The following is a 24,345-nucleotide window of genomic DNA, read 5'->3' on the forward strand; positions in this document are numbered from 1 at the left end:
ACATCACGGGCCTTATCTCTATCCCATGAGCGACATACAGGAGATTACCGCCCGTGAAACCGTCCCTTCTCGTTGCAGTTGCTGCTGCCGCCCTGTTGGCTGGCTGCCAGACTTCCTCGTACGTGTCTTCCGCCGCAACCGATGGCGATGGTGTCACCTGCAACGAGATCTATCAGGCTTTTGACACCTACAGCCAGGACAGGCAATCCGCCAGTGCCTGGGCGCAACTGAGCCGGTTGATCAGCCCGACCGCGGGAAATTACGCCGAGATGGGCGTTAACACGGCGTCCAAGTACTACGGTCAGATCAAGGCCAGTGCCAACCTGGCGCTCGCAATGCGAGGTTGCCAGCCGCTCAGCCGGTAGCGGAGGGCGCTCTAACGCCGGAACAGCCTTGGATTTCGCTCTATGAAGCGGTCTATCCAGCGCTCGAGAAAGGATCTCGCCCCGGGGGTTTTCAGATAACGCCATCCCAGGAACGAGATCACCAGCGCGCCGATGCCATCCACGATCAGGTCCCACATGGTGTCGGTCAGCCCGGAAGGGTCACCCAGCATGGGTTTTTGCATGTTCATGCCCAGGAGCGTGTCCATGGCAAATTCGAAGATCTCCCACAGGGCCCCCATGCCCAGGGCAAACAGGAAGGCAAAGAAGGCCACAAAGCCCGGCTTCATATGCACCTGAATCTTCTCGGTTTCGTTCATGATGTGCACCAGCAAAAAACCGATGATCCCCAGCAGGAACCCTGACATGGTGTGTAACGCCATGTCCCACCACCAGAACCGCGTGTAGTAATCGCGTATCTCGCCCAGGAACAGGGAAGCAAACACAAAAGCGATGGCTGCCAACTGGAGCTCCGGAGGAATATGAATCCGGAAGCGCCGCTCGAACAGCACCGGGAAGAAGGTAATCAGAATGATGATGCCGGTAAGGAATGCGGTGAACCAGCGTTGGCCCCAGACCGCATAAATCGCTTCGGCCAGCAGGACCAGCTGCAGGGTGACGGTGATTCTCTGATGGGTAATCCGGATGCGCATCGGCAAAGTCTCGCGGCTGCAATGGCTTTACCCTAGCATGACATGACTATGCCGGATGGCCTCTACAGTGGATAATCCGTAAGCAGATCTTTTGACAGGGGGATGTATGAGCTACAAGGATGAAGCAGATCAACTCTGGCGGCACCACGATCTTGGCCGTGGCGATGCCCGTTACCGGGCCATCATCCGCTATGCCACCCTGGCGGCCTCCAGCCATAACACCCAGCCCTGGCAGTTCCGGATAGAGCCGGGCCGGATCTGGATCCTGCCGGATTTGTCACGGCGGTGTCCGGCCGTGGACCCGGATGATCATCACCTGTACGCAAGCCTTGGCTGTGCCCTGGAGAATCTGCTGCAGGCCGGGCGGGCCGCTGGCCTTGAGGGGCGTCCCGAGTATGACCCGTCCACCACGGGCGTGAAGATTGAGTTTGAGGAAACCACTCCGGTCAGGACAGACCTTTTTGAGTCGATTCCCGAACGTCAATGCAGTCGGGTCGAATTCGAAGGGGGTGCGCTGGCCGATAGGGAAATCGAGCTCCTGACCGAGGCGGGCGTTGGCGATGGCGTTGCCATTCTGCTCATCACCAGCGAGGAGCAGAAAGAGCAGGTTGCCCGCTGCGTCGCCGAAGGAAACCTTGCCCAGTTTGCGGATAAGGCCTGGGCCGAAGAACTGAAATCCTGGATTCGTTTCAGTGCTGGCGAGGCGACACACATGGGCGATGGGCTATACGGCCCGGTCATGGGCAGTCCCTCGGTGCCTCGATGGCTGGGGTTACTGGCAATGAAGTTCGGATTTTCGGCGAAAGCCCAGAACCTCAAGGATTTTCGTAACATCAAGAGCTCCTCCGCCATTGCAGTCCTGTACTCCGAGGTCGATGACAAGCGCCACTGGATCGAAGCGGGACGCTGCTATGAGCGCATGGCGCTGCAGGCAGCGGCCCTTGGTCTGCGCACCGCCTTTATCAATCAACCCGTGGAAGTCAGCGCATTGCGGCCGGAGTTCGCGCGTTTTCTCGGCATCGGTGACCGGCGGCCGGACCTGGTGATACGCATCGGCCATGGCCCGGAATGCCCGAGATCACTACGCCGGCCACTGGCGGACGTGCTGGTCTGAGCCCCGGGCAGTTATAATGTCGAAAACCTGTAGAAGCGACGAAATCTGAATGTACAGTATTCCGGGGTTCCAAAAGAACATTGCCCTGATCGGTATGCCCGGCAGTGGTAAAAGCACCAGCGGCGTACTGCTCGCCAAGCACCTGGGCCTGGGCTTTGTCGACACGGATCTGCTGATCCAGGAGAGGGCTGGCCGTTTGCTCCAGGACATTGTGGACCAGGAGGGCTACCTGGCTCTGCGAGCCATTGAAGAACAGGTGCTTCTGGATCTGGATGTCGAAGGGTGTGTGATCAGTACCGGGGGCAGTGCAGTCTACAGCGAGCCGGCAATGGCGCACCTGCGCTCAAATGCCCTGGTGGTGTTTTTGCAGGTTCCCCTCGAAGAGGTTATCAGGCGTATCGGGGATTACAGCGCCCGGGGCATTGCCCGTCGGCCGGACCAGAGCCTCGAGGAGCTGTTCGAGGAGCGCGAGGCGCTCTACCTGCGGCATGCAGATCTGGTGGTCGAGGGCGATCACGCGATCGTGGTAGATGAGATTTGCCAGAGGTGCCTGACATGAAGTTTCCTGTTGTCACTGTCACGCTCGTTGCCGCCGCTCTGGCGGTCGTTCTATGGGAGCAGACCCGGGAACAGCCCGAGCCTGTGGACGCAAACCGATTTGCTGACCTTGCAACAGATCCCGTCGACCGAAATACGGCGGTGGATTGGGTGATCGGTCAGATTCCGTCGATGTGCGAACAAGCCACCGGGCAGGGGGCGGGCACGGATGCTCATTCGAAGTGCGTCAAGGAGAGTAAGCCCCGGTCGTCTTCCTGTCGCCGTGAGGTGCGTGACCGGTTTCCGAGTATCATTGCGTCAGACGCCGTATTCCGGGACCTGTCGATTACCCTGATGAATTGCCTGGTTCCGACCTCGGGGCTTGTCGATTAGCGGACAGGGCGGCGCTCGGTTCCTCAGGCCGCCACAACACGGTTTCGGCCCCGGTTCTTGGCTTCGTAGAGACGTTCGTCAACGAGGCTCAGGAACTCGTGGATGTTGTCGTCGCGGGTTGGTGTCAGCGTACCGACCCCCACACTGACCGTGACCATTGGGCCGGTGTCACTGCCTCCGTGAGGGATCTGTTCCTGATGCAGCAGGCTGCGGCAGCGTTCCGCGACCTTCATGGCAGATTCGGAATCGGTTTCGGGCAGGATAATAACGAATTCCTCTCCACCGAACCTTGCCACGAAGTCCCTGGGGCGCTTGGCGGCAGACTCAAGCAGCGCACCGACCCGCTTGAGGCACTCATCACCCCGGAGGTGACCATGCAGGTCGTTGTACTGCTTGAAGTTGTCGATATCCAGCAGGATGACCGAAAGGGGATGGCGGTTCCGTACGGCGTGCCCCCAATTCTCCTGCATCGCCGAATCGAACATCCGGCGATTGGCCACGCCGGTTAGTCCGTCCTTGAAGGAATACTCTTCCAGTTTTTTCTGAAGTGCAGCCAGTTCGTTTTCGGTTTTCTTCCGGTCGCTGATGTCGAACATGAAGCCGATCAGGGCATCGACCTGGCCCTGCTCATCCCGGACCACATGCACCACATCGCGAATCCAGACATAGTGCCCCTCTTTGTGCAGAGCCCGGTAGTCCGCTTCGTGGTCGAGCCCGCACCGGGATTGTGAAACGCAGAAGTCTACGACCCAGCCCTGGTCTTCCGGATGCATCCGGGTTGCCCAGTCCTCGACACTGATCCAGCTTTCCTGGGTCCAGCCCAGGAGTTCCTCGATCTGTGGTCCGATGTAGGCGAACTGCATGGTGTTCCAGTCGATCTTCCAGGGAATGGCTTTGGTCGATTCCAGGAGTGTCTTATAGACGGAGTGGTCTTCGCTCAGGTTGACAGTCTCTTCTGCCATATTTCGGTTCCGCGTATGAAGGGGCGCACAGCTCGCCGGGTAGCGCCCGGTGCAGAGCCATTCACGTCCAACAATAGATCATATCCGGCGTTAAAAGTAGTCGGGAGAAGGGTGTAAGATGCCTGTGGAATCAAAAATTACGAAGTATCCGCGACAACCGAGGCCGTTCTATGCCCGAAGATCCCCTCAAGTCCCTGTCGGACATGGCCAGCGATGCCCATGCCCGCATTCAGGCCGCCCATCAGCACATCAATCCGGTGGTAGAGGTACGCCGTGGCATGCGTGACGCGGGCATCCCCGCGGATGCGATGACCATTGACTGTCTGCGAACACGGCGGCGCATTACTCTGATCCTCCACGATGAGGCGCCTGGCATGTTGCTTTACCAGTTCATTACCATTGACGAGGAAGTGGGTGATGCGTTCCAGCAGGTTCCCCTGGCCGAGGTCAGTGCCCGCACGCTTTTCGACTGGATGGAGGATTACTTCGGTTGAATAAGGCGGGCGGGCATCGTTGAGTCTTCTAGACTGTGGTAATTGGAGGATGACGCGAGTGAGGTTTTGATATGCCCTATGCCAGAAATTCCGAGTTGCCCGAGAGCGTCAGGAACAGCCTGCCCGAGCATGCCCGGGAAATCTACCGAAAGGCCTTCAATTCCGCGTGGGACCAGTACAGGGATCCCGAAGACCGACGGGGCAGTGATAGCCGGGAGGAAACGGCGCATAAAGTGGCCTGGGCCGCGGTCAAGCAGGAATATCACAAGGAGGGGGACCGCTGGGTCCGAGATCGTGATTGACAGAGATCGCCACCTTGCCAAAGCTTACGTCATGGATTGATTCGGTGGCCTGCAGGTTCACCGTACTTGGTAAAGGATTCTGGCATGGACGATAACGAAGACGCGTCGGTCATTACGCCGGACGGACTCCAGTGTCTGCTGGATGTGTTGACCGCGCGAGGTTATGAAGTCATCGGGCCAAGGCTCCGTGACCAGGCCATCGTGTATGACGCACTCTCCGGCATTGAAGAGCTTCCCGTTGGCTGGACCGATGAACAGGACGGTGGCCACTACCGGCTGAAGCGGCGTTCGGACGAGGCGTTGTTCGGATATGCCGTAGGCCCTCACAGCTGGAAACGGTTCCTGCACCCCCCTCGCATACCTCTGTGGCAGGCGGTGCGTGACGATGGTCAGATGCGGTTTGTTCCGGTCAGGGACGAGCCGCCCCGATACGCCTTCCTCGGGGTGCGGGCCTGCGAGCTGGCGGCGATGGATATCCAGGACCGGGTGTTGCTGCAGGGCCACTACGCGGATCCCCATTACCAGAGCCGGCGCAAGCGGGCCTTTCTGGTCGCGCTCAACTGCTCAGAGGCCGGTGGTACCTGTTTTTGCGACAGCATGAATACCGGTCCGGACGTTCGTGAGGGTTACGATCTGGTTCTGACCGAACTGCTCGATGGCGAGGATCATGCCTTTCTCGTGTGCTCTGGATCCGAAGAGGGGGAGGCGGTCCTGGCGGAGCTTCCTCAGGAACCCGCCACTGAAGCGCATCTGGTTGCCGCCAGGGCCGTCGTCGAACGGACCCGCAGCAACATGGGGCGGAGCATGCCTCAGACGGCGATTCCTGCTCTGCTGATGGACAACCTGGAGCATCCGCGCTGGGCGGAGGTCGCCGACCGGTGTCTGAGCTGCGCCAACTGCACCATGGTGTGCCCGACCTGCTTCTGTACGACGATGGAGGATACCTCGGATCTGGAAGGTGCGACTGCAGAGCGCAGTCAGCGCTGGGACTCCTGTTTTACGTCCGATTTCTCCTACATTCACGGCGGCAGTGTCCGGACTTCGACGCGGTCCCGCTATCGCCAGTGGATGACCCACAAGCTGGCTACCTGGGTGGATCAGTTCGGCACCTCCGGTTGCGTGGGATGTGGGCGTTGCGTCACCTGGTGTCCGGTGGGTATCGATATTACGGAAGAGGTGCGCGCCATCCACGATGATGTCTCATCGGGAGGTAGGGAATGAAAAACATCGCCCAGATTGTGTGTGAACACCCGTTCTTTCACGGGCTCGATGGGGAGTTTTGTGACCTGGTGTGCGGGTGTGCCCGCAATGTCCGGTTCAATCCCGGCGAGTACCTGTTTCACGAAGGCGGGGACGCCGATTATCTGTATCTGATCCGTTACGGTCAGGTTGGGCTGGAGATTGCGGTGCCGGGCAAGCCCCCGGTCAGTTTTCAGACGCTCCATGACGGTGACCTGGTCGGGGTATCCTGGGTTCTGCCGCCCTATCACTGGTCTTACGATGCACGTGCTATCACGCTGACCCGCGCCATCGCCATGGACGCCCGGTGCCTGCGCAAGAAGTGTGATGACGATCCCGCCCTGGGGTACGAAGTGCTGAAGCGCCTGCTGCCGATTCTGACCAGCCGGCTCCAGGCAACACAAATGCAGATTCTTGATGTGTACGCTGCGCCGGAGCAGTCCCCGTGACATCAAGGGATTTCATGGTGCCCGAGCCCGTGCGGGTTCTGCGACGATGGCAGGAGCTGGACGCGGTCTGGACCCTGGAGCTGGAACCGGTAAAGACGGGTGGCCGGTCTTTTCAGCCGGGGCAGTTCAATATGCTTTACGTCTTCGGCGTGGGTGAGGTCCCGATCAGTCTCAGTGGCGACGCTTCAGAGACGGCGGCGCTGGTTCACACGGTTCGGGGGGTGGGGCCGGTCTCCAACAAACTGGTGGCTTTGCAGCCCGGCGACACGGTTGGCTTGCGTGGCCCGTTTGGCGTCGGATGGCCGATGGCGGCAGCGGAGGGTTCCGATGTGCTGATCGTGGCTGGCGGTCTGGGGTTGGCCCCGCTCCGACCGGCGATCTACCACCTCATGCACCATCGGGAGAAGTATGGTCGCGTGATCCTGCTGTATGGCACCCGGAGTCCGGAGGATATCCTCTATGCCGGCGAGTTGGCGGAATGGGGTGAACGTGCGGACCTGGAGGTCCAGATTACCGTGGACCACGCTGTCAGTGACTGGCAGGGCAAGATCGGGGTGGTTCCGGCGCTGCTCCCGACGCTGGATTTCGATCCCGAGGACACCGTGGCCATGGTCTGCGGGCCGGAAATCATGATGCGCTTCACGGTCAACGCGTTGCGCGATGCGGGTGTCGAGGACGAGGCGATTTTTCTGTCCATGGAACGAAACATGAAGTGTGCGCTCGGACATTGTGGTCACTGCCAGTTCGGATCAACCTTTGTCTGCAAGGACGGACCGGTCGTGTCCTTTGATCGGGTCCGGGGCCTTCTCAGCCTCAAGGAGTTTTAGTATGGCGCGCTCGGATCCCAAACCACGTCTCGGTGTCTGGAAGTTTGCCTCGTGCGATGGCTGCCAGCTGAGCCTGCTGGATTGTGAAGACGAGTTGCTGCGGGTCGCCGGGGCGGTCGATATTGCCTATTTTCCAGAGGCAACGAGAAGCGAAGTCCGTGGCACCTACGATCTGGCCCTGGTGGAAGGTTCGATCACCACCCCCCACGATGCCGAGCGCATCCGGGACGTGCGTCGGCGCTCGCGGACACTGGTGACCATCGGGGCCTGTGCCACCGCCGGGGGTATCCAGGCGTTACGCAATTTTGCCGATATCGATGACTTCATGGCGGCTGTCTACGCGCACCCTGAGTATATCGAGACCCTGTCTACCTCCACCCCCATCGCTGACCATGTGACGGTGGACTTTGAACTGCGTGGCTGCCCCATCAGCAAACAGCAGTTACTGGAGGTGGTGTCTGCCTATCTGTGCGGGCGGCAACCGGTCACACCGGCCCATAGTGTCTGCCTGGATTGCAAGCTTCGGGGTAATGTCTGCGTGATGGTGGCTCATGGAACACCCTGTCTGGGGCCGATGACCCACAGCGGCTGTAATGCACTGTGTCCGTCCTATAACCGGGGGTGTTACGGTTGTTACGGGCCCAAGGAGAATCCCAACGCGCTGGCCCTGAGCGAGCGCCTGGATCAGCTGGGTATGGGCAGGGCCGAGCGGTTGCGTTTTTACCGCACCTTCAACGCCTGGGCCGAACCGTTCCGCGAGGAGAGTGAGCGTCATGAGTCGTAAGACCATCAAGGTGGATTACCTGGCTCGGGTCGAGGGTGAGGGTGCCCTGAATGTGACCGTCCGGGATGGAAAGGTGCGCGATGCGGAATTGCGTATTTTTGAACCGCCGCGGTTTTTCGAAGCGTTCCTGCGTGGGCGCGACTATGCAGAGGCCCCCGACGTGACGGCAAGAATCTGCGGCATCTGCCCGGTGGCCTATCAGATGAGCTCGGTCCATGCGATGGAAGATGCCCTGGGCATCGAGGTGAACGGCCAGTTACGGGCACTGCGACGGTTGCTGTACTGCGGGGAATGGATTGAAAGCCACGCCCTGCACATTTACATGTTGCACGCGCCGGATTTTCTGGGGTACGCCGGGGCGGTGGACATGGCCAGGGATCACCCCGAAATTGTCAAACGGGGGCTGGCCCTGAAAAAGGCCGGCAACACCATCATGACGGTGGTCGGTGGCCGTGAGATTCATCCCATCAACGTGCGTGTGGGAGGCTTTTATCGAACGCCCACCCGCAAGGAGCTGGAGCCGCTCGCTGAAACCCTGAAGCAGGCTCGTGAGGACGCTCTGGCCACCGTGCGCTGGACCGCCGGACTGGATATGCCGGAGGCCGGACGGGACTACCACCTGGTCGCACTGCACCATCCGGACGAGTATGCAATGAACACCGGGCGGATCATTTCCAGTCGCGGGCTGGATATCGCTGTAGCGGACTACAACAAGCACTTTGTGGAGTCCCACGTACAGCGCTCCACGGCCCTGCACTCCCACCTGCGCGAGCACGACTGTTATCTGGTCGGTCCCCTGGCCCGCTACAGCCTCAATCATGACCAGCTTTCCCCCCTGGCCCGGGAGGCCGCCAAAGAGGCCGGCCTTGGTAAACGCTGCAATAACCCGTTCCAGAGCATTGTGGTGCGCAGCATCGAGGTGGTGTATGCCTGCGATGAGGCCCTGCGTGTGATCGCAGAATACCAGGAGCCTGACTCGCCGTTCGAGCAGGCCGAGCCCCGGTCGTCGGTGGGCTTCGGTTGCACCGAGGCCCCCCGGGGACTGCTGTTTCACCGTTACCGGCTGGATGATGACGGCAGCATCCTCGAGGCGCAGATCGTGCCGCCCACGGCGCAGAACCAGCCAAGTATCGAGGCGGACCTGAAGGAGTTGGTCGGTGACTGGCTCGACTTGCCGGAGGATGCCCTCAGGGAACGTTGCGAGCAGACGATCCGAAACTATGACCCCTGCATCTCCTGTGCAACCCATTTTCTCAAACTGGATGTCCGCCATGAGTGATGTTTCCGGCCCTGTCAGGATCATCGGTATCGGCAATCGGGACCGGGGCGACGATGCCTTTGGTCCGCGGGTGGTGGATGCTTTTCAGGACCGTCTGCCGGAGCACGTCAGTGCGCTGGAACACAGCGGAGAGGTCGCCGGCCTAGTGGATCTGATGACCGATGCCGCTGCTGTGTACCTGGTCGATGCTGCGGTTATGGGCCTGGAGCCCGGCTGCCTCAGGGTGTTCGACGCCAGCGGCTCGCCCTTGCCGGCTATGGGCGGCGCGTTCTCGTCCCATGCGCTCGGGCTATCCGAAGCGATTGAACTGGCGCGGGCGCTCGATGTACTGCCACCAGTATGCCGGGTGTTTGCGGTAGAGGCGGTCAGCTTCGAGGCGGGCGAAGAGCTCACAGAGCCGGTTGCAAGTGCCGTCCCCGGGGTGGTTCAGGCAGTGATTGACAGTATCAGACAGGAGTATGTTCATGCATGAAACGGCGCTGGTCAGGAATCTGGTCCATCGGGTCGAGAAGTTATGCGCGGAGGAACAGGCAGACAAGGTGGTGCAGGTTGCCGTGTGGTTAGGGGCGCTGTGCCATATGTCGCCCGAGCATTTCACCGAACACTTCCGCCAGGAAGCGGCCGGTACCTGTGCCGACCACGCCCGACTTCAGATCGAGACGTCTGACGATATCAACCATCCCAATGCCCAGGATGTGCTGTTAACGAGTCTGGAGCTGGAGACGGAGGATGAGTCAGCGCCATGAGCGACGGCCGCCGGGGCAGGGCGACGCGGGTCCGTTGGCATATTCGCGTGCATGGTCTGGTACAGGGCGTGGGGTTCCGGCCATTTGTCTATCGTCAGGCGACGGGTCTAGGGCTGACGGGATGGGTGGGGAACGCGTCCGAAGGCGTCGTGATTGAGGCTGAGGGACATCCTGAGGCCTTGCGGAAACTGGTCTCCGCACTTGAATTCTGTGCCCCGGTGAATGCGCGCGTGGATGCGGTTCGTGTCGAACCAGTGCCCCGGTACCCGGTCTTCCGCGCTTTCAGCATACGCCAGAGTCAGGCGCAGGGGGGCGCTACCACAAGATTGCCTGCCGACCTGGCCCCCTGCACACAGTGCACGGAAGAACTGCACGATCCGGCCAACCGGCGTTACCGGTATCCCTTCATCAACTGTACAGACTGCGGTCCCCGCTACAGCCTGATCGAGGCATTGCCATACGATCGGGCGCGTACGGCAATGAGGCGTTTTCAAATGTGTGCCCGGTGCCGGGCCGAATACCTGGATCCGGCCAGCCGGCGTTTTCACGCCGAGCCCAATGCCTGCCCGGATTGCGGTCCCCATATCGAATTCTGGCAACGCGATGGTGCAGTGCTGGCACAGGGTGAGCCTGCACTGGCCGAAGTCGCCAATCGCCTGAGGGAGGGCCAGATCATTGCCTTGAAGGGGCTGGGTGGATTTCAGCTGCTCGCGGATGCACGAAACACTCGCGCAATCCGGTTATTGCGGGAGCGAAAAGGGCGGCCCGACAAACCATTGGCGATCATGTTCGGTTCCGTGGAGTCCCTCAGGCAGGCGTGCCCGGTTTCGGAGGCGGAGCGTGAGTTGCTCACCGGTCCGGAGCGGCCCATTGTCCTCGTTCACGCTCCAGACCATGGCCTGGCCGCCAACGTTGCACCCGGGCGGGCGGAGCTGGGAGTGATGCTGCCCTGCACGCCGCTGCATGATCTGTTGCTCGGGGATCTGGGGTTCCCGGTGGTTGCCACCAGCGGCAACCTCAGTGGCGAGCCGATCGCAATCGATGACCGTGAGGCGCTGGTTCGCCTGGGCACGATCGCCGATGGATTCCTGGTGCACAACCGCCCCATCCTGCGGCCGCTGGACGATTCTGTCGCCCGGGTCGTGGCCGGGCATGCACAGATTCTCCGACGGGCCCGTGGCTATTCCCCGAATCTTGCCTTGCCCCGACGGCTGCCCGCGGGCTGGGGGGCGTCCGGTGGCCACCTGAAAACCACGGTTGCTCTGAGTACCGAAGCCGGCGTAGTGGTCAGCCAGCATCTGGGCGATATGGACAATGCCCTGAGCCGGAAGGGCTTCGGTCATGCGGTGGACAACCTTCAGACATTGTTCGCAACCCGTCCCCGGCGTTGGGCTCACGACGCTCACCCGGATTACTTCACCACACAGGAAGCAAAGGCCCGGGCCGGGGAGTCATTCGCCGTGCAACACCATGTGGCTCACGTTTCGGCCGTCATGGCCGAGCACGGTATTGAAGGAGCGGTGCTCGGGATAGCCTGGGATGGCAGTGGCCTGGGGGATGACCGGACCCTGTGGGGCGGAGAATTCCTGCGCCTGGATGCGGAGGGATACGAGCGTGTGGCCCACCTTCGCCCGTTCCGTTTGCCGGGCGGCGAAGCGGCGATGCGGGAGCCCCGTCGCTCGGCCTTCGGGCTATTATACGAGCTGGTCGGCGAGCAAATGACGGAGTGGGAAACATTGGCTGCGGTCGGCTGTTTTACCCGAGCGGAGCGAAAGCTGCTGCTTCAGGCACTCAGGACGGAGCTGAACGCTCCGAAAACCTCGAGTATCGGCCGCCTGTTCGATGCCGTTGCGGCGTTAACCGGCGTGTGCCTGAAGGCCAGTTATGAGGGGCAGGCCGCCGGCGAACTTGAGGCGATCCGTGATTCCCGGGCGGAGGTCCCGGCTTACGAATTCGCGGTCTCGAGCCCGGCGGCCGCTGGCCCCCGGGTTATTGACTGGGCTCCGGCCATATACCAGCTGTTGGCGGACATTCAGGACGGAAAGCCGGTTTCCCGGCTCTCCTCGGCGTTCCATCAGGGGCTGGCCAATGTCATTGTAAGCGTTGCGAGACAGACCGGGTTGTCGCGCGTTGTGTTGGGCGGCGGGTGTTTCCAGAACGCCTGCCTGTTGGAATCTTCTGTAGACGCCCTGGAGCGAGCCGGTTTCCAGGTGTTCTGGCCGCGCAGGATACCGCCTAACGATGGCGGGTTGGCGCTGGGTCAAATGGCCTGGGCATCAGGGCTCTACAGGGATAAGGAGGCGCCATGTGCCTGGCCGTGCCGGGACGACTGATCAGTATTGAGGGTGACGACCCGCTAACCCGCCAGGGCCGGGTCGATTTTGGCGGTGTCGTGAAATCCGTGAATCTGGCTTATGTGCCGGATGCGCAAGAGGATGACTATGTCCTGGTGCATGTCGGGTTTGCGATCACGGTCGTGGACCCGCGCGAGGCCGAACGTGTTTTCGAGTATCTCGAAACATTGGAGCAGGAGATGGACGAGTCGACAACAGGGGGACCGGCGGCCCGATGAAGTATCGAGATGAATACCGCACACCCGACGCTGCCCGGGCCTATGCCGACGCCATTGCCCGCATCACCACGCGTCCCTGGACGTTGATGGAGGTCTGCGGTGGACAGACCCATGCCATCGTGCGCTTCGGCATTGATCAGCTGCTGCCGGAATCGGTTTCCCTCATCCATGGCCCCGGTTGCCCGGTCTGTGTCACCCCCATCGCCTATATTGACAAGGCCCTGGCAATTGCCAGCCTCCCCGGGGCTATCCTCTGCACCTTTGGCGATATGCTGCGAGTGCCCGGAACAAACTCGGATCTGTCCGCGGCGCGGGCGCGGGGAGCGGATGTCCGTGTGGTTTATTCGCCGCTCGAGGCGCTGACGGTGGCTCGGGAGAATCCCGGCCACGAAGTGGTTTTCTTTGCAGTAGGATTCGAAACCACCGCCCCGGCCAACGCCATGGCGGTTTACCAGGCAGAGCGGGAAGGGCTTGGGAATTTCTCCGTGCTGGTTTCCCAGGTGCTGGTTCCACCGGCGGTGCGCAGCTTGCTGGAACGCCCGGGTAACCGCATCGATGGTTTCCTGGCTGCCGGACACGTCTGTGCCATCACCGGCTACGAGGAGTACGAGCTGATTGCACGCCGGCATCGGGTGCCGATCGTGGTGACCGGATTCGAGCCGCTGGATATTCTCGAAGGCGTCTACCGCTGTGTGCGGCAGCTGGAGCATGGAGAGAGCAGTGTGGAGAACCAGTACAGCCGGGCCGTGTCCCGCCCCGGCAACCGGATGGCCCAGCAGGTGATGGAGGCTGTGTTCCAGGTTGTGCCAAGGCAATGGCGGGGCATGGGGCATATCCCGGAAAGTGGACTGGGTTTGGCTCCCGCCTATCGGAGTCTTGATGCCGAGACCCGCTTTGGTGCAGTCCGGGATGAGAATGAGCATCAGGGGGAATGCCTGAGTGGTTCGGTGCTGCGGGGCGAAACCCGGCCCGACCAATGCCCCGCCTTCGGCACCCGTTGCACCCCGGAACACTCCCTGGGGGTGACCATGGTGTCGGAGGAGGGGGCCTGTGCCGCCTATTTCCGTTATCGACGACAAGCCGGAGGTTCAACGCGTGAGTGACGCCAGAGACGATCATTGCCCTGTGATCCGGGAGGATCATACGATTATCCGGTTGGCCCATGGTGGCGGGGGTCGGGCAATGGCCCAGTTGCTTGAGGATGTGTTCCGCCCGGCCTTCGATAACCCCTGGCTGGAGCAGCAACACGATGGGGCTGTGTTCGACATGTCCGGTGCCATGGCCTTCACCACCGATTCCTACGTGGTCCGGCCCCTTTTCTTTCCGGGTGCTGACATCGGAGCCATGGCGGTTCATGGCACCGTGAACGATCTCGCCATGTGTGGGGCGGAGCCGCAATACCTGAGCGCCGGCTTTATTCTCGAGGAAGGGCTGCCGGTCTCTACCCTGCGCCAGGTCGTGGACTCCATGGCGGCGGCCGCACGGGAAGAGAAGGTGCGGATAGTGACCGGCGATCTCAAGGTGGTGGAGCGGGGTAAGGCCGATGGCTTGTACATCAACACTGCCGGAGTCGGCCGGGTACTGGCCCCGCAACCGGTGGGGCCGGGCCGGGTACAGGAACGTGACCGTATCCTGCTCAGTGGCGATCTTGGCCGTCACGGGGTTGCTGTCATGGCCGCCCGTGAAAAACTGGATCTGGAATCGGCGATCGAGAGCGATTGCGCGTCGGTGGTATCGCCGGTCCGGGCTTTGCTCGAGGCGGGCATCGCCGTGCATTGTCTGCGTGATCTTACCCGGGGTGGCCTGGCCAGCGCCCTGGTGGAGATCGCTGAGACTGCCGGGCTTGAAGCGCACATCCGCGAGGCGGACATCCCCGTGCGGGAGGACGTGTCGGCGGTTTGCGAGCTGCTGGGCCTGGACCCACTTCACGTGGCCAACGAAGGTCGCTTCATCGCCGTTGTGGCCGCAGAACACGTGGGGCAAGCAATGGATATTCTCAAAAGGCATCCGGTAAGCGAATCGGCCAGAGAAATTGGCCATTTTGTGAAAGGGACACCGGGGGTGGTTACCGCTTCAAGTATGATTGGTGGATCCCGGATCGTGGACCGACTGTCCGGGGAGCAGTTGCCGCGCATCTGCTGAAGCGCGCAGGCCGAAAAAGGAGAAGGGCTTGGAGGTATTGCTGATCATCCTGGCGATGGGGTTTTTTCTGTTCATCCCTGTCGGTTCCATCCTCGGCTTGCTTGCTTTTCGGCAGCGTAGTGCCCAGGCCTCCCGTATTGAGGAACTGGAGCGGGATATTGCCCATCTGCGGGGTGAGGTTGCCGCCCTCAGGTATCGATCCGAAAGTGAGGCCCCGGTAAAGGAAGACCGCCCCCCGGCGCCCGACCTACAGCCCGCCACCCCGGAAAAGACGACCCCCGAAGCAGCGGAGGTTGTGCCAGTGGCGGAGGAATTGTCGGATCGGGCGCTCTGGCAGGCCGAAGCGTCTGTGGAAGGCCGTCCCCCTTCGCGCCTGTTCCAGGCCCTGAAGCAGAACTGGATGGTCTGGCTGGGTGGTCTGAGTGTCGGCCTTGCGGGCATTTTCATGGTCAGTCACTCGATCAGTGCCGGCCTGATAGGTCCCGTCCAGCAACTGGTGCTTGCACTGGCCAGCGGCCTTTTGTTGCACGGAGCTGCCGAGTTCCTCCGGCGCCGGCAGCGGGGCGTGGGTGAGGTTTTTGCGGCGCTGGCCGGGGGTGGGAGCATCACCTTGTATGCGGCGTTGCTCGCCGGTGTCCACCATTACGGATTGATCAGTTCCACGACCGGGCTGGTCGGACTGGCAGGTGTCTCCCTGGGGACCATGGTGATGGCACTGGTGCACGGGCCTTTGCTGGCGATCATGGGATTGAGTGGCGCCTATCTGGTGCCCATTCTTATTGGCGGTGAGGATGGCAGCGTTGCCTTCGTGTTGTCCTACAGCTTCCTTGTCACCCTGAGTTCCCTGCTGCTGATGCGTTTTGTCTTCCGGGATTGGCTCTGGTATGCGACGCTCGCCGGTGCTTTGTTGTGGTGGCTGATGACCAGCTCTGCCGCTCCGGCCGGGGTGTCGACGGCCTGCTACCTGGCCGGGCTGCTTCTGGCTTTTGCGATCCTGCCAGGCAAAGTTCAGCAGGATGCCTCGCGTATACGCCAGGCGTTTCTGCCCTTGCTCGCACTCTGGGCCATCTCCCTTGCGAGTCAGCCGGCGGATACTCCGTTTTTCTGGGCCTGGCTGTTGATTGTGCCGCTGGCCGCGCTGATCCCCCAGAGCCGTGGGGCCCTCTGGTTCGTGCCCTGGGGCGCCGTATTGGCCAGCGCCGCCGGCTGGCTGGTCTACATGAGCCGCACCAGTGATGACACGGTTTTTCTGGTTCAGTTTCCGGCCGGGCAACGCGCGGGGTTTGTCACCTACCTGATAGCAGCGGCGATCCTCACGGTTGCCCCGGCGCTTTGGCAATGGGTCCGTAATCCCGGCCAGAGGCGTTGGGTTTCGTTGATGCTGCTCGCACCGTTGGTCTGGCTGACCCTGGGTTGGCTGCTCCTGCATGGTTACGAGAGAACATCGGTATGGGCCACAGGTACGCTGATCCTGGGCGGCCTGTACGGGGTTCTGGCCTGGCAGATGGAGAGACTGGAGCGCTATCGGACCGGAGTAGTCTGGGCTGTATTGGCGGCCCACATCAGCTATTCCCTTGCCGCAGTGATGATGTTTCGCGAGGCGTCACTGACCCTGGCGCTGGCGGCCCAGTTCGTCACGCTCACCTGGTTGGCGCGCCGTTTTCAGATGCCCGAGCTGTACGTGCTTCTGAAACTGGCCCTGGCACTGGTGGTAGCGCGGCTGACCTTCAATCCATGGTTACAGGGCTACGATGCCAGCGTCCATTGGTCGCTCTGGACCTATGGCGGCGCAACGGTGGCCCCTGCCGTCGCCAGCCGGATCGCCGATAAAAACCATGGGATCCGGCCGTGGCTCGAGGCGGCCACCCTGCATCTGCTGGTTTTGTTCCTCGGTACGGAGTTGAGATACTGGCTGTACGATGGAGATATCTTTGCCCGTGAATACAGCCTGTCAGAAGCTACCATTAATACCTTGCTCTGGGGGGCTCTGAGCCTGACCTACCTGTACCGTGCCAGGGCAAGTGAATCACTGGCCTGGCTCTACCGCCTGTTCTCGAGAGTACTGCTTGGTCTGTCCTGCCTCAGTTACCTTGCTATCATCAGCGTGCATAACCCATGGCTGGGAAAAAGTGTCATTGCTGCCACCCCGGTGTTCAATATGCTGCTGCCGGCCTATGGCGGTCCGGTGCTGCTTGCGCTTGTCGTCAGCCGGGTCGCCGGCCTCGGGCCCCGGGCGGTTGCACGATGGTTCGCAGCCGGGAGTTTCCTCCTGTTCACTGCGCTTGAAATCCGGCAGCTCTGGCGTGGCAGTGACATGGCGCTGACCTCAGGTGTTTCCGAGGGAGAGCTGTACACCTACTCGGTGGTCGGAATGCTGTACGCCATCGCGGCGATTCTCTGGTCCGGGGTCAACCACAGTGTCAGGCTGTACAAGGCTGGTATGGCCTTGCTGGGTCTTGTGATTGGCAAAATCTTTCTCATTGATATGGCTGGCCTGCAGGGATTCTGGCGGGTGGCCGCCTTCATGGGGCTCGGGCTCGCATTGCTGGGGCTGGCGTGGATGTATCGCCGGACGCATCGCACGCCAGAGCCGGAATAGCCCCCCTGAGTAACGTTTTACTGCAACCGCTGTATAACGATCCGCGCGATGGGATTATCCCATCGATGGCTCTCACCCAACGTGGAGGTTGAGAGGCCATCGGCCTGCGTCACGACACCCGGGTGAATATAGACAGCGTTCCTCACATCATTCCGGACGGGGTTGAAGCCCTCGGCAAGCCCGCTTGCGGCCGGTCCGGGCACCGTATCGGCGGACTCCGTGTTGGCTTCGGTGCCGGCGTCGTAACTGATCGCCAAGTGGGTTGCGCTTTGCCCGACCGCCAGCCCGCCGATATCGATGCCATTGATTGCCGCCAGACCATCATTGGTGTTTACCGGCATTGAAGCCCAGGAGAGCTGCAGCCCCGAGGTGGAACTGGCCCGACCAGAGGCGACGATCTGTTCGCTGGCGCCCGGGGCGATGACGTCGTGGCCGGAGCTTGTTGCGACAACATCGAGGTCGGCACCGGCTGCCGAAATGAAGTCGCTGTTGTCTCCTGACTCGGCCAGTTTCTCCAGTGCCACCGAGGCAGTCTCCCCCAGTGCGAAGGCGCGCCAGCCATTGCGATGAACCACGATCGCGGCCGGTGACAGCGGTTGCCCGGCGGTCAGGTTGGTGATGGTTACCTGGTACTGAACTTCCTGTGCAGTGCCGAGCAGGGCACCGTTGTCTGAATCGCACCCGGCGGTCAGGATTGCCAGGGTTGGCAGCATGAGTATGTGTTTACGGGTAAACATCGTACACCTCCCGATTACTTCACCGTCACGGTGACAGTGGCGACCGGATTCAGCCAGCGATGCAGCGTACTGACGATATCGCTGGCACCGCCATCAGGGGTGGTGTCGCCAAGGTTGCCACGGTGGATATGCACGTAACCCTCCGCCGAGTTTTCCACACCGGTGCCGTTGCTTCCCAGGATCGGATCAAGTGGGGGAGGAACCGGAATGCCGGGCTGGCCGGGTTCACCGCTGCCCCGCACCTCGTCGTTGGCTTCGGTACCGGCGTCATAAGCGTTCAGATGGTAGGTATAGGTGCCCGGCTCGGTGGGGATGTCCAGACCACTGAGCGCAAGGAAACCATCGTTGGTGGGAAGCAGCATGGCGACGACGGTCAGCCGGGTGTTGGCCACAGCGTTGTTGGTGTTGAGCGTGGCGGTAGCGGATTGCCCCGGTGCCAGCAGGCCGGCAGCGGGGTTTTCATCAATCGTCGCCCCGGCTGCATTAAGCAGATTGACCAGACCGGTGAGGTTGCCGCCTTCGGCCATCGCCTGCAATTCACTGGAGGCAGCGTTGCCGGTCTCGAACAGGGACACGTCTTCCGGGTGGGCAGCCACCAGCAGTGGTGTGAAATAGAGGCCCCGGGTCGGGTTATGTATTTCCACATCAAATTCGGTGGCCTGAGATAACAGCGGCGCAGCTGCGATTGCCAGGGTGAGCACGGCGCGTTTCATGGTTTGACTCCTTTCAAGGGAATTCAATTCCAGTATCGTCATTGGCGGTGGCGTTATTCATCACGGAAGTGTCACGATTTGCTCACCGATTGGTCTTTGAGACAAGTCTAGTCCAGATCCTGTTGCCGGCGTCCCGGCGACCTTGTCCAGGCGTCGGCTATCCTGTCGTTCCAACGGGTCATGGGCTAGTTTTATGTTGAACCGACAACCTGGCGGAGAACGGTAGTGCTGGAATCTTTGGAAGCGGGCCTGAAGGCGTGGTGGTTGCCCGGCGCGTCAGCGCTGATAACGGTGGTGGTAACCTACGTAGCCTACCGACTGACGCTGGCGGTGATTCATCGCTTTTCCCGATCAAGAACAGTCCCGCGCCTGTTCCTCGATGCCTCTGCCCGCGCACTGGGCGTGGTGCTTTGCCTGTTGGCTCTGACCGGCGCGCTCAAGGCAGCGCCGGATGATCTGCCTCTGCTTGCCGCTGTCCAGCATGTTACGACCCTGCTCCTGGTTCTTGCCCTGACATGGGCGGCAGTGCGCCTTACCTCGGCAATTGGCGATGTGATCGTGGCACTGAACCCGGTGCTCGAGGGGCAATGGAAACGCGCCCGCAAAGTGGAGACCCAGACGCGTTTCCTGGTGCGTTGTCTCAATATCCTGATTGTGATCATCGGTCTCGGTGCAGCCCTGATGACGTTCGAGTCGGTCCAGCACATGGGCGCGAGCCTGCTCGCGTCCGCGGGTGTTGGCGGTATTATTCTGGGCTTCGCCGCGCGCCCGGTCCTGAGTAACTTGCTGGCCGGATTGCAGATCGCCTTGACGCAGCCGTTCCGCATTGACGATGTCCTGTATGTGCAGGGAGAGTGGTGTTGGGTAGAAGAGGTGACCGCCACCTACGTGGTGCTCAGGGTGTGGGATTTGCGTAGGCTTGTCGTGCCGCTGCAGTGGTTTATCGAGAATCCTTTCCAGAACTGGTCACGCAACAATGCAGACCTGCTGGGCACGGTTTTCATCTGGGTGGATTACACCATGCCGGTGGAGCCCCTGCGCCGGGAGTTCCGGCGTTTGCTGGAGGAAGCCAGGGAATGGGACGGTAAGGTCGCCACGGTCCAGGTCACGGATTCAAACGAACAGGCCATGCAAGTCAGGTTCCTGATGAGTGCGCCGGATTCCAGTCGGAACTGGGACTTGCGGTGCGCGGTGCGGGAGGGGATGGTGACATTCATCCAGGATAACTATCCCGGCCACCTGCCCCGAGTGCGGGCAAGACTGATCGAGCAATAATCAGATCATATTTCCGTCATATTGCCAGGAAGCCTGCGTCAAGCCTCCTGGCGCCATCTTTCCTTGTACTACTAACACAGTTATCCACAGATATTGTGGGTAAGCCTGCCCGCCGCTGAATTCTTTTTCGATTTCAATCCTCTCCGGTTCTATTAACAAAACCTGTCGAAAAATTGACCATTTTGTAACTAGAAGGGCGACGAAGTATGCATTCATAATCGGCGCCGTTTTATACAATTTTACAAATTCGACAATTTTTTGGTGTTTCTTAACTATGAACCGCGTCATCAATTCGTCAAAGGCATGGACTGCTGCAGTGTTTATGGGAGTCGTGCTCACGGGATGTGGCGGCGATTCCAATGTATCCTCGGGCCCGGTTGACGGAAACAGTGATACGACCAGTTCCTACGACTCCGGTATCAAAAGCAGTGGTGAGCAGGCCAGTTCGGGCACCAGCAGTGAGAATACTGTGGCCGGTGATAGCTCTTCGACGGGTTCCACCAGCACGGATACCACTGATACCGGTGATGCTTCCTCCGGAGACAGCTACACCGTCGGCGGCTCAACCGGCGACGCTGGCAGCAGTGATGACTCGACCACCAGTGATACCTCTGGTGGGGACGTGGTTGTTGAGGAAGAGCCTGTTGTTGACGAGACGACTCAGGAACCGGTTACCGGAACGGCGAAACTGAGCTGGGTCGCACCGTCGACCCGCACGGACGGTGAGGGCCTGACTATGGGCGAGCTGGACAGTTATGTGATCAACTACGGCCAGGACGCCAATGATCTCGGCAATACCATCGAGATCAACGATGCCAGCACCATGGAATACACCATAGACCAGCTCGGTGCCGGCGAGTGGTTTTTCTCGATTCAGGTCATTGATACCAACGGTCTGATCAGCCCGCCTTCCGAGATAGTCAGTAAGACCATCTGATTCTCTGCGCAGCACCGGTTCCGGATGGCTATGCCGGGACCGGTCAAATTACCTTCAAATCCCGCCAAGCCTTATTCTCTGGCGCTTATCGCCACCTTTCCATGCTCTGCTCACAACGTTATCCACAGATTTTGTGGGCAACTTTCCAGTGGCCCTGTTAACAATTTCAGTGCTTTCGGGATTGAAACTCTGGCGTTGCTCGCAGACAATCATCGGATTCAAGGTGTTAACGAACACTCACTTTAATTCAGAAGTCAAAGAAGAGGATGGGCTGGTGACCGAGCTTGTTAAGTATGAACTGAACGACGGTATCGCAACGATTACCCTGAGTAACGGTAAGGCAAACGCGCTGGGCCATGAGGTATTCGAAGGGCTGAACAAGGCATTGGACCAGGCCGAACAGGACAAGGCCGTTGTGATTCTGACCGGGCAGCCCGGTGTGTTCTCCGCCGGCTACGACCTGAAGGAAATGCAGAAGGGCCCACAGGAAGCGGCCGCCCTGGTGAAGGTTGGTTCCTCGCTCACCCGACGCCTGGCAGCGTTCCCCCTGCCGGTCATTGGTGCCTGCAGTGGCCACGCTATCGCCAAAGGCGCGTTTATCCTCTTGTCCGTGGATCATCGCATCGGGGTTGAAGGTCCTTTCAAGCTTGGTCTGAACGAGGTGGCGATTGGCATGACCATGCATCATGCCGGCATCGAGATTGCCCGGCACAGGCTGACCCCGGCGCACTTCTACCGTTCCGTGGTGAACGCCGAAATCTACAGCCCGGAGGGCGCGGTCGAGGCCGGTTTCCTGGATGAGGTAGTCGCCCAGGATCAGTTGCTTGAGCGCGCGAATGCCCTGGCCAACCAGTTCAGGCAGCTGAACATGCGAGCGCACCGGGAGACCAAGGTGAAAGCCAAGGCGGAGTATCTGGCGCTGCTGGACCGGTGTATCCAGCAGGATGCCGAAAACCTGGGCCTGAAGGGCTAGTTCAGCCTGCGGCCACGAACTGGGGCGCTGCCCTGAACCGGAACAGCTTCGCCAGGATCACGTCGGGGAGCGACTGGATCCGCGTGTTGTAGAGCATCGCGCTTTCGGTGTAGCTGTTCCGCAGCAGGGACAGATAGTTCTCGGTCTCCGCCATGATGGCCATGAACTTTCCAATCACTTCGTTGTTTTTGAGATCCGGATAATTCTCGATCCGGGCCTGCATGGCCCGGGTGACTTTCTGCTCGAACCCGATCAGTTTCTCAACCTCTGCCTGCGACTTCATCTTTGCCGGATTGGCGGCCCTGAGCTGGGCGATGGCTTTGAGCAATTGCTTCTCATGGGCCATTGAGGCCATGACGACCTTTTCGAGGTTGGGCCAGAGGTCGTGCCGCTGCTGCAGGATTGTGTCGATGTTGGCCCGTGCCCGATTTACCCGGTTTTTCAGGAACACGATGTCGTTGTAGTGCAGGATGCCGATGTACACGCACAGCACCAGGGGCACCGCAAGCGCGGCCATCATCAGGTTGTCCGGGCTGAACGTGCCATCGACTGCGAACAGCGTAGTGGCGGCAAACAGCGACAAGCCAAGACTCAGGGCGATGCCGACAAAGCCGCGGGCGCCCCGGTCAAGCACAATGTCCTCCTCTTCATTGGCACTGATCAGGAACGGGGAGCTATCGTCCCGCTGGATGCTCAGGTGGTCCGACTGCTCGCGGTCCAGTCCGGCGAAGCCGAGGCAGTAAACGTTCACGAAAGTATCCAGCAGCCTGACCGTGTAACGCCGGTCTCCCCGCGTTTCCTGGTGGAATTTCGGGTATTCGATGGTCGCCCCTTCCGGGTGGACCAGTACCCTGCCGTGCGGATCCTCCAGCCAGAAGGGCACTCGTTCGGCGCGATGCTCGACGGTGCGCCATTTGTCATCCTTGCCGCCACCATCGCGTTCCTCGACCTTGTAATCGTAGGCCACGCATTTCTCGTTCTTCAGCGGATCGCGAATCGGTGGATGCGCGTTATCCACGTCGACCATGCCCTTGAGCTCGGAAAGTCCGAAACTCAGGCCCCGGGTGCTGCTGGTCGGGACCGCTTCGATCAGGCGCTTGAGTTTTACCGTGCGGATGGCGAGGAAAATCAACACAACTGACAGAAGCGCGCTCCCGGCCGCCAGGGCCCAGCTTTTGACCGTGTGCTGGTACCGGCCCTGAGGGGCGTTATCCACGATCTGACGGGCTCTGTCGGCACTCTGGCCGTCGAGTTCCGGGATGGGCAGGCGCTTCTCCGCGAGGCTCCGGAACATCCAGCGGTCCAGCCAGCCACTGGTGCTTTGGCGGATCAACTGTTGCAGAGCGGCGACATCGGCGAGGAGCAGGGGGTCATTCCCATGCCGGTTGAGCTGCTCGTACCTGGTCTCATAAAGCGTCGCAATGGCAGACCACTCCTGCTTCAGTTTGGCGATGCCCAGGGCCGAGAGCGTTCCGGTAACAGCCAGAGTCATTGCCAGTACATACACCCAGAATCGATGCACCTTCAACGCCGTCAATGCCAGCGCAAGGCCCAATGCAAGCAGGCCGGTGGCGATGGAAATGCGAATGGCGGCCTCGAACAGGCGATCACCGCTGTCTGTCTCCAGTGACCGGTCGGAAACCAGGGCCGGAAGGCTGAAATACCGGAGGCCGGAGAACCCGATAGCCTGATTTTCGCCGTCGTAACGCCCGAGAATCCGGACCGACTCGCCAGGTTGCAGGGCCCACTCCGAGTAGATTCTGTTTCCGGACCGGCTGCGATAGGAACGGGCAATATTCCATTCAACCGATGACAGGTCATGGCCTGGCTCCACCAACACACCTCCACTGTGGTCCCTGACCCGGAAACTGCCCCCGCGGGCACCGGCGTCCAGGGTCCGGACGCGCAGGTCACCGTCGGAATCCCGGTATTCCTCTTCCAGTTTGTAGCGGTAGTACACGGCCTCGGTATTGGAGTAGGGGGTTGTGACCGTCCCTGTTGCCTGCTGCACCTCGCCGGCAAATACATAGGGGCCCTCTGACAGGGCACCGATCGGAGTTTCCGGCAGCCGTTGCATCTGGCGGGCCTCGGCAAGCTGGTTGAGGCCGGTCTGCATCAGGTGGTAGGTCCCGGCAAGCGAGGCAATGGCGAGCAGGGCCATGACAATCCGGCCGGGAACACTGGCGATATTGATGCGCCGCATGGAGTTATGAGTCCTTTTTCGGTAGTGCGGAG

Annotated in this window: 26 protein-coding genes; 21 read left to right on the forward strand and 5 right to left on the reverse strand. The window is 60.7% G+C overall.

Annotated features, from left to right (window positions below; all coding sequences use genetic code 11):
• Nucleotides 1-53 precede the first annotated feature (53 nt).
• Nucleotides 54-365, forward strand: a complete 312-nt coding sequence (locus MD273_RS03645) for a hypothetical protein (protein ID WP_239036410.1) — start codon at nucleotides 54-56, stop codon at nucleotides 363-365.
• Nucleotides 366-376: 11 nt separating this feature from the next.
• On the opposite strand, the gene MD273_RS03650 is transcribed toward MD273_RS03645, so the two are convergent.
• Nucleotides 377-1,036, reverse strand: a complete 660-nt coding sequence (locus tag MD273_RS03650; protein WP_239036411.1) for a DUF2238 domain-containing protein — start codon at nucleotides 1,034-1,036, stop codon at nucleotides 377-379.
• 106 nt (nucleotides 1,037-1,142) lie between these two features.
• Between MD273_RS03650 and MD273_RS03655 the strand changes: the two genes are divergently transcribed.
• From MD273_RS03655 to MD273_RS03665, 3 genes are read left to right on the forward strand one after another with little or no spacing between them, the layout of a single operon-like run.
• Nucleotides 1,143-2,150 carry an Acg family FMN-binding oxidoreductase gene (locus MD273_RS03655; RefSeq protein WP_239036412.1) on the forward strand — a complete coding sequence of 336 codons (1,008 nt, stop codon included), beginning with the start codon at nucleotides 1,143-1,145 and terminating at the stop codon, nucleotides 2,148-2,150.
• A 49-nt stretch (nucleotides 2,151-2,199) separates the two neighbouring features.
• Nucleotides 2,200-2,709 carry a shikimate kinase gene (locus MD273_RS03660; protein WP_239036413.1) on the forward strand — a complete coding sequence of 170 codons (510 nt, stop codon included), beginning with the start codon at nucleotides 2,200-2,202 and terminating at the stop codon, nucleotides 2,707-2,709.
• Complete coding sequence (locus MD273_RS03665) at nucleotides 2,706-3,080, forward strand: hypothetical protein (RefSeq protein WP_239036414.1); 375 nt, start codon at nucleotides 2,706-2,708, stop codon at nucleotides 3,078-3,080. The genes MD273_RS03660 and MD273_RS03665 overlap by 4 nt, the downstream gene beginning before the upstream one ends.
• Nucleotides 3,081-3,103: 23 nt before the next feature.
• Here the strand turns inward: MD273_RS03665 and MD273_RS03670 are convergent, their stop codons facing one another.
• Nucleotides 3,104-4,042, reverse strand: coding sequence for a GGDEF domain-containing protein (locus MD273_RS03670; RefSeq protein WP_239036415.1), 939 nt, complete (start codon nucleotides 4,040-4,042; stop codon nucleotides 3,104-3,106).
• Nucleotides 4,043-4,212: 170 nt separating this feature from the next.
• Between MD273_RS03670 and MD273_RS03675 the strand changes: the two genes are divergently transcribed.
• The 14 genes from MD273_RS03675 to MD273_RS03740 all read left to right on the forward strand — a co-directional run bounded on the left by MD273_RS03675 (nucleotide 4,213) and on the right by MD273_RS03740 (nucleotide 17,475).
• Nucleotides 4,213-4,536, forward strand: a complete 324-nt coding sequence (locus MD273_RS03675; protein WP_239036416.1) for a hypothetical protein — start codon at nucleotides 4,213-4,215, stop codon at nucleotides 4,534-4,536.
• 71 nt (nucleotides 4,537-4,607) lie between these two features.
• Nucleotides 4,608-4,838 carry a ChaB family protein gene (locus tag MD273_RS03680; protein ID WP_239036417.1) on the forward strand — a complete coding sequence of 77 codons (231 nt, stop codon included), beginning with the start codon at nucleotides 4,608-4,610 and terminating at the stop codon, nucleotides 4,836-4,838.
• Nucleotides 4,839-4,922: 84 nt separating this feature from the next.
• Nucleotides 4,923-6,059, forward strand: coding sequence for a 4Fe-4S dicluster domain-containing protein (locus MD273_RS03685; protein ID WP_239036418.1), 1,137 nt, complete (start codon nucleotides 4,923-4,925; stop codon nucleotides 6,057-6,059).
• Nucleotides 6,056-6,526, forward strand: coding sequence for a cyclic nucleotide-binding domain-containing protein (locus MD273_RS03690; protein ID WP_239036419.1), 471 nt, complete (start codon nucleotides 6,056-6,058; stop codon nucleotides 6,524-6,526). Before MD273_RS03685 ends, MD273_RS03690 begins: the two co-directional genes overlap by 4 nt.
• A complete protein-coding gene (locus MD273_RS03695) occupies nucleotides 6,523-7,353 on the forward strand; it encodes an FAD/NAD(P)-binding protein (RefSeq protein ID WP_239036420.1) in 831 nt (276 codons plus the stop codon). Before MD273_RS03690 ends, MD273_RS03695 begins: the two co-directional genes overlap by 4 nt.
• 1 nt (nucleotide 7,354) lies before the next feature.
• On the forward strand, nucleotides 7,355-8,137 hold the full coding sequence (locus MD273_RS03700; RefSeq protein ID WP_239036421.1) for an NADH-quinone oxidoreductase subunit B family protein: 783 nt from the start codon (nucleotides 7,355-7,357) through the stop codon (nucleotides 8,135-8,137).
• Nucleotides 8,127-9,416 carry a Ni/Fe hydrogenase subunit alpha gene (locus tag MD273_RS03705; protein ID WP_239036422.1) on the forward strand — a complete coding sequence of 430 codons (1,290 nt, stop codon included), beginning with the start codon at nucleotides 8,127-8,129 and terminating at the stop codon, nucleotides 9,414-9,416. Before MD273_RS03700 ends, MD273_RS03705 begins: the two co-directional genes overlap by 11 nt.
• Complete coding sequence (locus MD273_RS03710; protein WP_239036423.1) at nucleotides 9,409-9,888, forward strand: hydrogenase maturation protease; 480 nt, start codon at nucleotides 9,409-9,411, stop codon at nucleotides 9,886-9,888. The genes MD273_RS03705 and MD273_RS03710 overlap by 8 nt, the downstream gene beginning before the upstream one ends.
• Entirely contained in the window at nucleotides 9,881-10,162 is a 282-nt protein-coding gene (locus MD273_RS03715; RefSeq protein WP_239036424.1) for a hydrogenase/urease maturation nickel metallochaperone HypA, read from the forward strand. Before MD273_RS03710 ends, MD273_RS03715 begins: the two co-directional genes overlap by 8 nt.
• Nucleotides 10,159-12,495 carry a carbamoyltransferase HypF gene (hypF, locus tag MD273_RS03720; protein WP_239036425.1) on the forward strand — a complete coding sequence of 779 codons (2,337 nt, stop codon included), beginning with the start codon at nucleotides 10,159-10,161 and terminating at the stop codon, nucleotides 12,493-12,495. The genes MD273_RS03715 and hypF overlap by 4 nt, the downstream gene beginning before the upstream one ends.
• The gene (locus tag MD273_RS03725) at nucleotides 12,468-12,734 is read left to right on the forward strand and encodes a HypC/HybG/HupF family hydrogenase formation chaperone (protein WP_239036426.1); all 267 of its coding nucleotides are present in this window, start codon (nucleotides 12,468-12,470) and stop codon (nucleotides 12,732-12,734) included. The genes hypF and MD273_RS03725 overlap by 28 nt, the downstream gene beginning before the upstream one ends.
• The gene (gene hypD, locus MD273_RS03730) at nucleotides 12,731-13,837 is read left to right on the forward strand and encodes a hydrogenase formation protein HypD (RefSeq protein ID WP_239036427.1); all 1,107 of its coding nucleotides are present in this window, start codon (nucleotides 12,731-12,733) and stop codon (nucleotides 13,835-13,837) included. Before MD273_RS03725 ends, hypD begins: the two co-directional genes overlap by 4 nt.
• A complete protein-coding gene (gene hypE, locus MD273_RS03735) occupies nucleotides 13,830-14,876 on the forward strand; it encodes a hydrogenase expression/formation protein HypE (RefSeq protein ID WP_239036428.1) in 1,047 nt (348 codons plus the stop codon). Before hypD ends, hypE begins: the two co-directional genes overlap by 8 nt.
• 28 nt (nucleotides 14,877-14,904) lie before the next feature.
• Nucleotides 14,905-17,475, forward strand: coding sequence for a DUF2339 domain-containing protein (locus MD273_RS03740; RefSeq protein WP_239036429.1), 2,571 nt, complete (start codon nucleotides 14,905-14,907; stop codon nucleotides 17,473-17,475).
• A gap of 17 nt (nucleotides 17,476-17,492) precedes the next feature.
• Here the strand turns inward: MD273_RS03740 and MD273_RS03745 are convergent, their stop codons facing one another.
• Together MD273_RS03745 and MD273_RS03750 are read right to left on the reverse strand one after the other, a co-directional pair.
• Nucleotides 17,493-18,212 carry a spondin domain-containing protein gene (locus MD273_RS03745; protein ID WP_239036430.1) on the reverse strand — a complete coding sequence of 240 codons (720 nt, stop codon included), beginning with the start codon at nucleotides 18,210-18,212 and terminating at the stop codon, nucleotides 17,493-17,495.
• Nucleotides 18,213-18,226: 14 nt separating this feature from the next.
• Complete coding sequence (locus tag MD273_RS03750) at nucleotides 18,227-18,925, reverse strand: spondin domain-containing protein (protein WP_239036431.1); 699 nt, start codon at nucleotides 18,923-18,925, stop codon at nucleotides 18,227-18,229.
• A 225-nt stretch (nucleotides 18,926-19,150) separates the two neighbouring features.
• On the opposite strand from MD273_RS03750, the gene MD273_RS03755 reads away from it, so the two are divergent.
• The 3 genes from MD273_RS03755 to MD273_RS03765 all read left to right on the forward strand — a co-directional run bounded on the left by MD273_RS03755 (nucleotide 19,151) and on the right by MD273_RS03765 (nucleotide 22,110).
• Nucleotides 19,151-20,200 carry a mechanosensitive ion channel family protein gene (locus tag MD273_RS03755; protein ID WP_239036432.1) on the forward strand — a complete coding sequence of 350 codons (1,050 nt, stop codon included), beginning with the start codon at nucleotides 19,151-19,153 and terminating at the stop codon, nucleotides 20,198-20,200.
• Nucleotides 20,201-20,516: 316 nt separating this feature from the next.
• Nucleotides 20,517-21,137 carry a fibronectin type III domain-containing protein gene (locus MD273_RS03760; RefSeq protein WP_239036433.1) on the forward strand — a complete coding sequence of 207 codons (621 nt, stop codon included), beginning with the start codon at nucleotides 20,517-20,519 and terminating at the stop codon, nucleotides 21,135-21,137.
• 274 nt (nucleotides 21,138-21,411) lie between these two features.
• The gene (locus tag MD273_RS03765) at nucleotides 21,412-22,110 is read left to right on the forward strand and encodes a crotonase/enoyl-CoA hydratase family protein (protein ID WP_239036434.1); all 699 of its coding nucleotides are present in this window, start codon (nucleotides 21,412-21,414) and stop codon (nucleotides 22,108-22,110) included.
• A gap of 1 nt (nucleotide 22,111) precedes the next feature.
• Here the strand turns inward: MD273_RS03765 and MD273_RS03770 are convergent, their stop codons facing one another.
• Nucleotides 22,112-24,313, reverse strand: coding sequence for a LemA family protein (locus MD273_RS03770; protein ID WP_239036435.1), 2,202 nt, complete (start codon nucleotides 24,311-24,313; stop codon nucleotides 22,112-22,114).
• Nucleotides 24,314-24,345 lie beyond the last annotated feature (32 nt).

The organism is Marinobacter sp. C7, assembly GCF_022343555.1.
In the GTDB taxonomy this organism is placed as follows: Bacteria; Pseudomonadota; Gammaproteobacteria; order Pseudomonadales; family Oleiphilaceae; genus Marinobacter.

Coding starts and splice junctions, on each gene's coding strand:
- MD273_RS03650 (WP_239036411.1), bottom strand. CDS start 1,036: ATGCGCATCCGGATTACCCATCAGAGAATCACCGTCACCCTGCAGCTG.
- MD273_RS03655 (WP_239036412.1), top strand. CDS start 1,143: ATGAGCTACAAGGATGAAGCAGATCAACTCTGGCGGCACCACGATCTT.
- MD273_RS03660 (WP_239036413.1), top strand. CDS start 2,200: ATGTACAGTATTCCGGGGTTCCAAAAGAACATTGCCCTGATCGGTATG.
- MD273_RS03665 (WP_239036414.1), top strand. CDS start 2,706: ATGAAGTTTCCTGTTGTCACTGTCACGCTCGTTGCCGCCGCTCTGGCG.
- MD273_RS03670 (WP_239036415.1), bottom strand. CDS start 4,042: ATGGCAGAAGAGACTGTCAACCTGAGCGAAGACCACTCCGTCTATAAG.
- MD273_RS03675 (WP_239036416.1), top strand. CDS start 4,213: ATGCCCGAAGATCCCCTCAAGTCCCTGTCGGACATGGCCAGCGATGCC.
- MD273_RS03680 (WP_239036417.1), top strand. CDS start 4,608: ATGCCCTATGCCAGAAATTCCGAGTTGCCCGAGAGCGTCAGGAACAGC.
- MD273_RS03685 (WP_239036418.1), top strand. CDS start 4,923: ATGGACGATAACGAAGACGCGTCGGTCATTACGCCGGACGGACTCCAG.
- MD273_RS03690 (WP_239036419.1), top strand. CDS start 6,056: ATGAAAAACATCGCCCAGATTGTGTGTGAACACCCGTTCTTTCACGGG.
- MD273_RS03700 (WP_239036421.1), top strand. CDS start 7,355: ATGGCGCGCTCGGATCCCAAACCACGTCTCGGTGTCTGGAAGTTTGCC.
- MD273_RS03705 (WP_239036422.1), top strand. CDS start 8,127: ATGAGTCGTAAGACCATCAAGGTGGATTACCTGGCTCGGGTCGAGGGT.
- MD273_RS03710 (WP_239036423.1), top strand. CDS start 9,409: ATGAGTGATGTTTCCGGCCCTGTCAGGATCATCGGTATCGGCAATCGG.
- MD273_RS03715 (WP_239036424.1), top strand. CDS start 9,881: ATGCATGAAACGGCGCTGGTCAGGAATCTGGTCCATCGGGTCGAGAAG.
- hypF (WP_239036425.1), top strand. CDS start 10,159: ATGAGCGACGGCCGCCGGGGCAGGGCGACGCGGGTCCGTTGGCATATT.
- MD273_RS03725 (WP_239036426.1), top strand. CDS start 12,468: ATGTGCCTGGCCGTGCCGGGACGACTGATCAGTATTGAGGGTGACGAC.
- hypD (WP_239036427.1), top strand. CDS start 12,731: ATGAAGTATCGAGATGAATACCGCACACCCGACGCTGCCCGGGCCTAT.
- MD273_RS03745 (WP_239036430.1), bottom strand. CDS start 18,212: ATGTTTACCCGTAAACACATACTCATGCTGCCAACCCTGGCAATCCTG.
- MD273_RS03750 (WP_239036431.1), bottom strand. CDS start 18,925: ATGAAACGCGCCGTGCTCACCCTGGCAATCGCAGCTGCGCCGCTGTTA.
- MD273_RS03770 (WP_239036435.1), bottom strand. CDS start 24,313: ATGCGGCGCATCAATATCGCCAGTGTTCCCGGCCGGATTGTCATGGCC.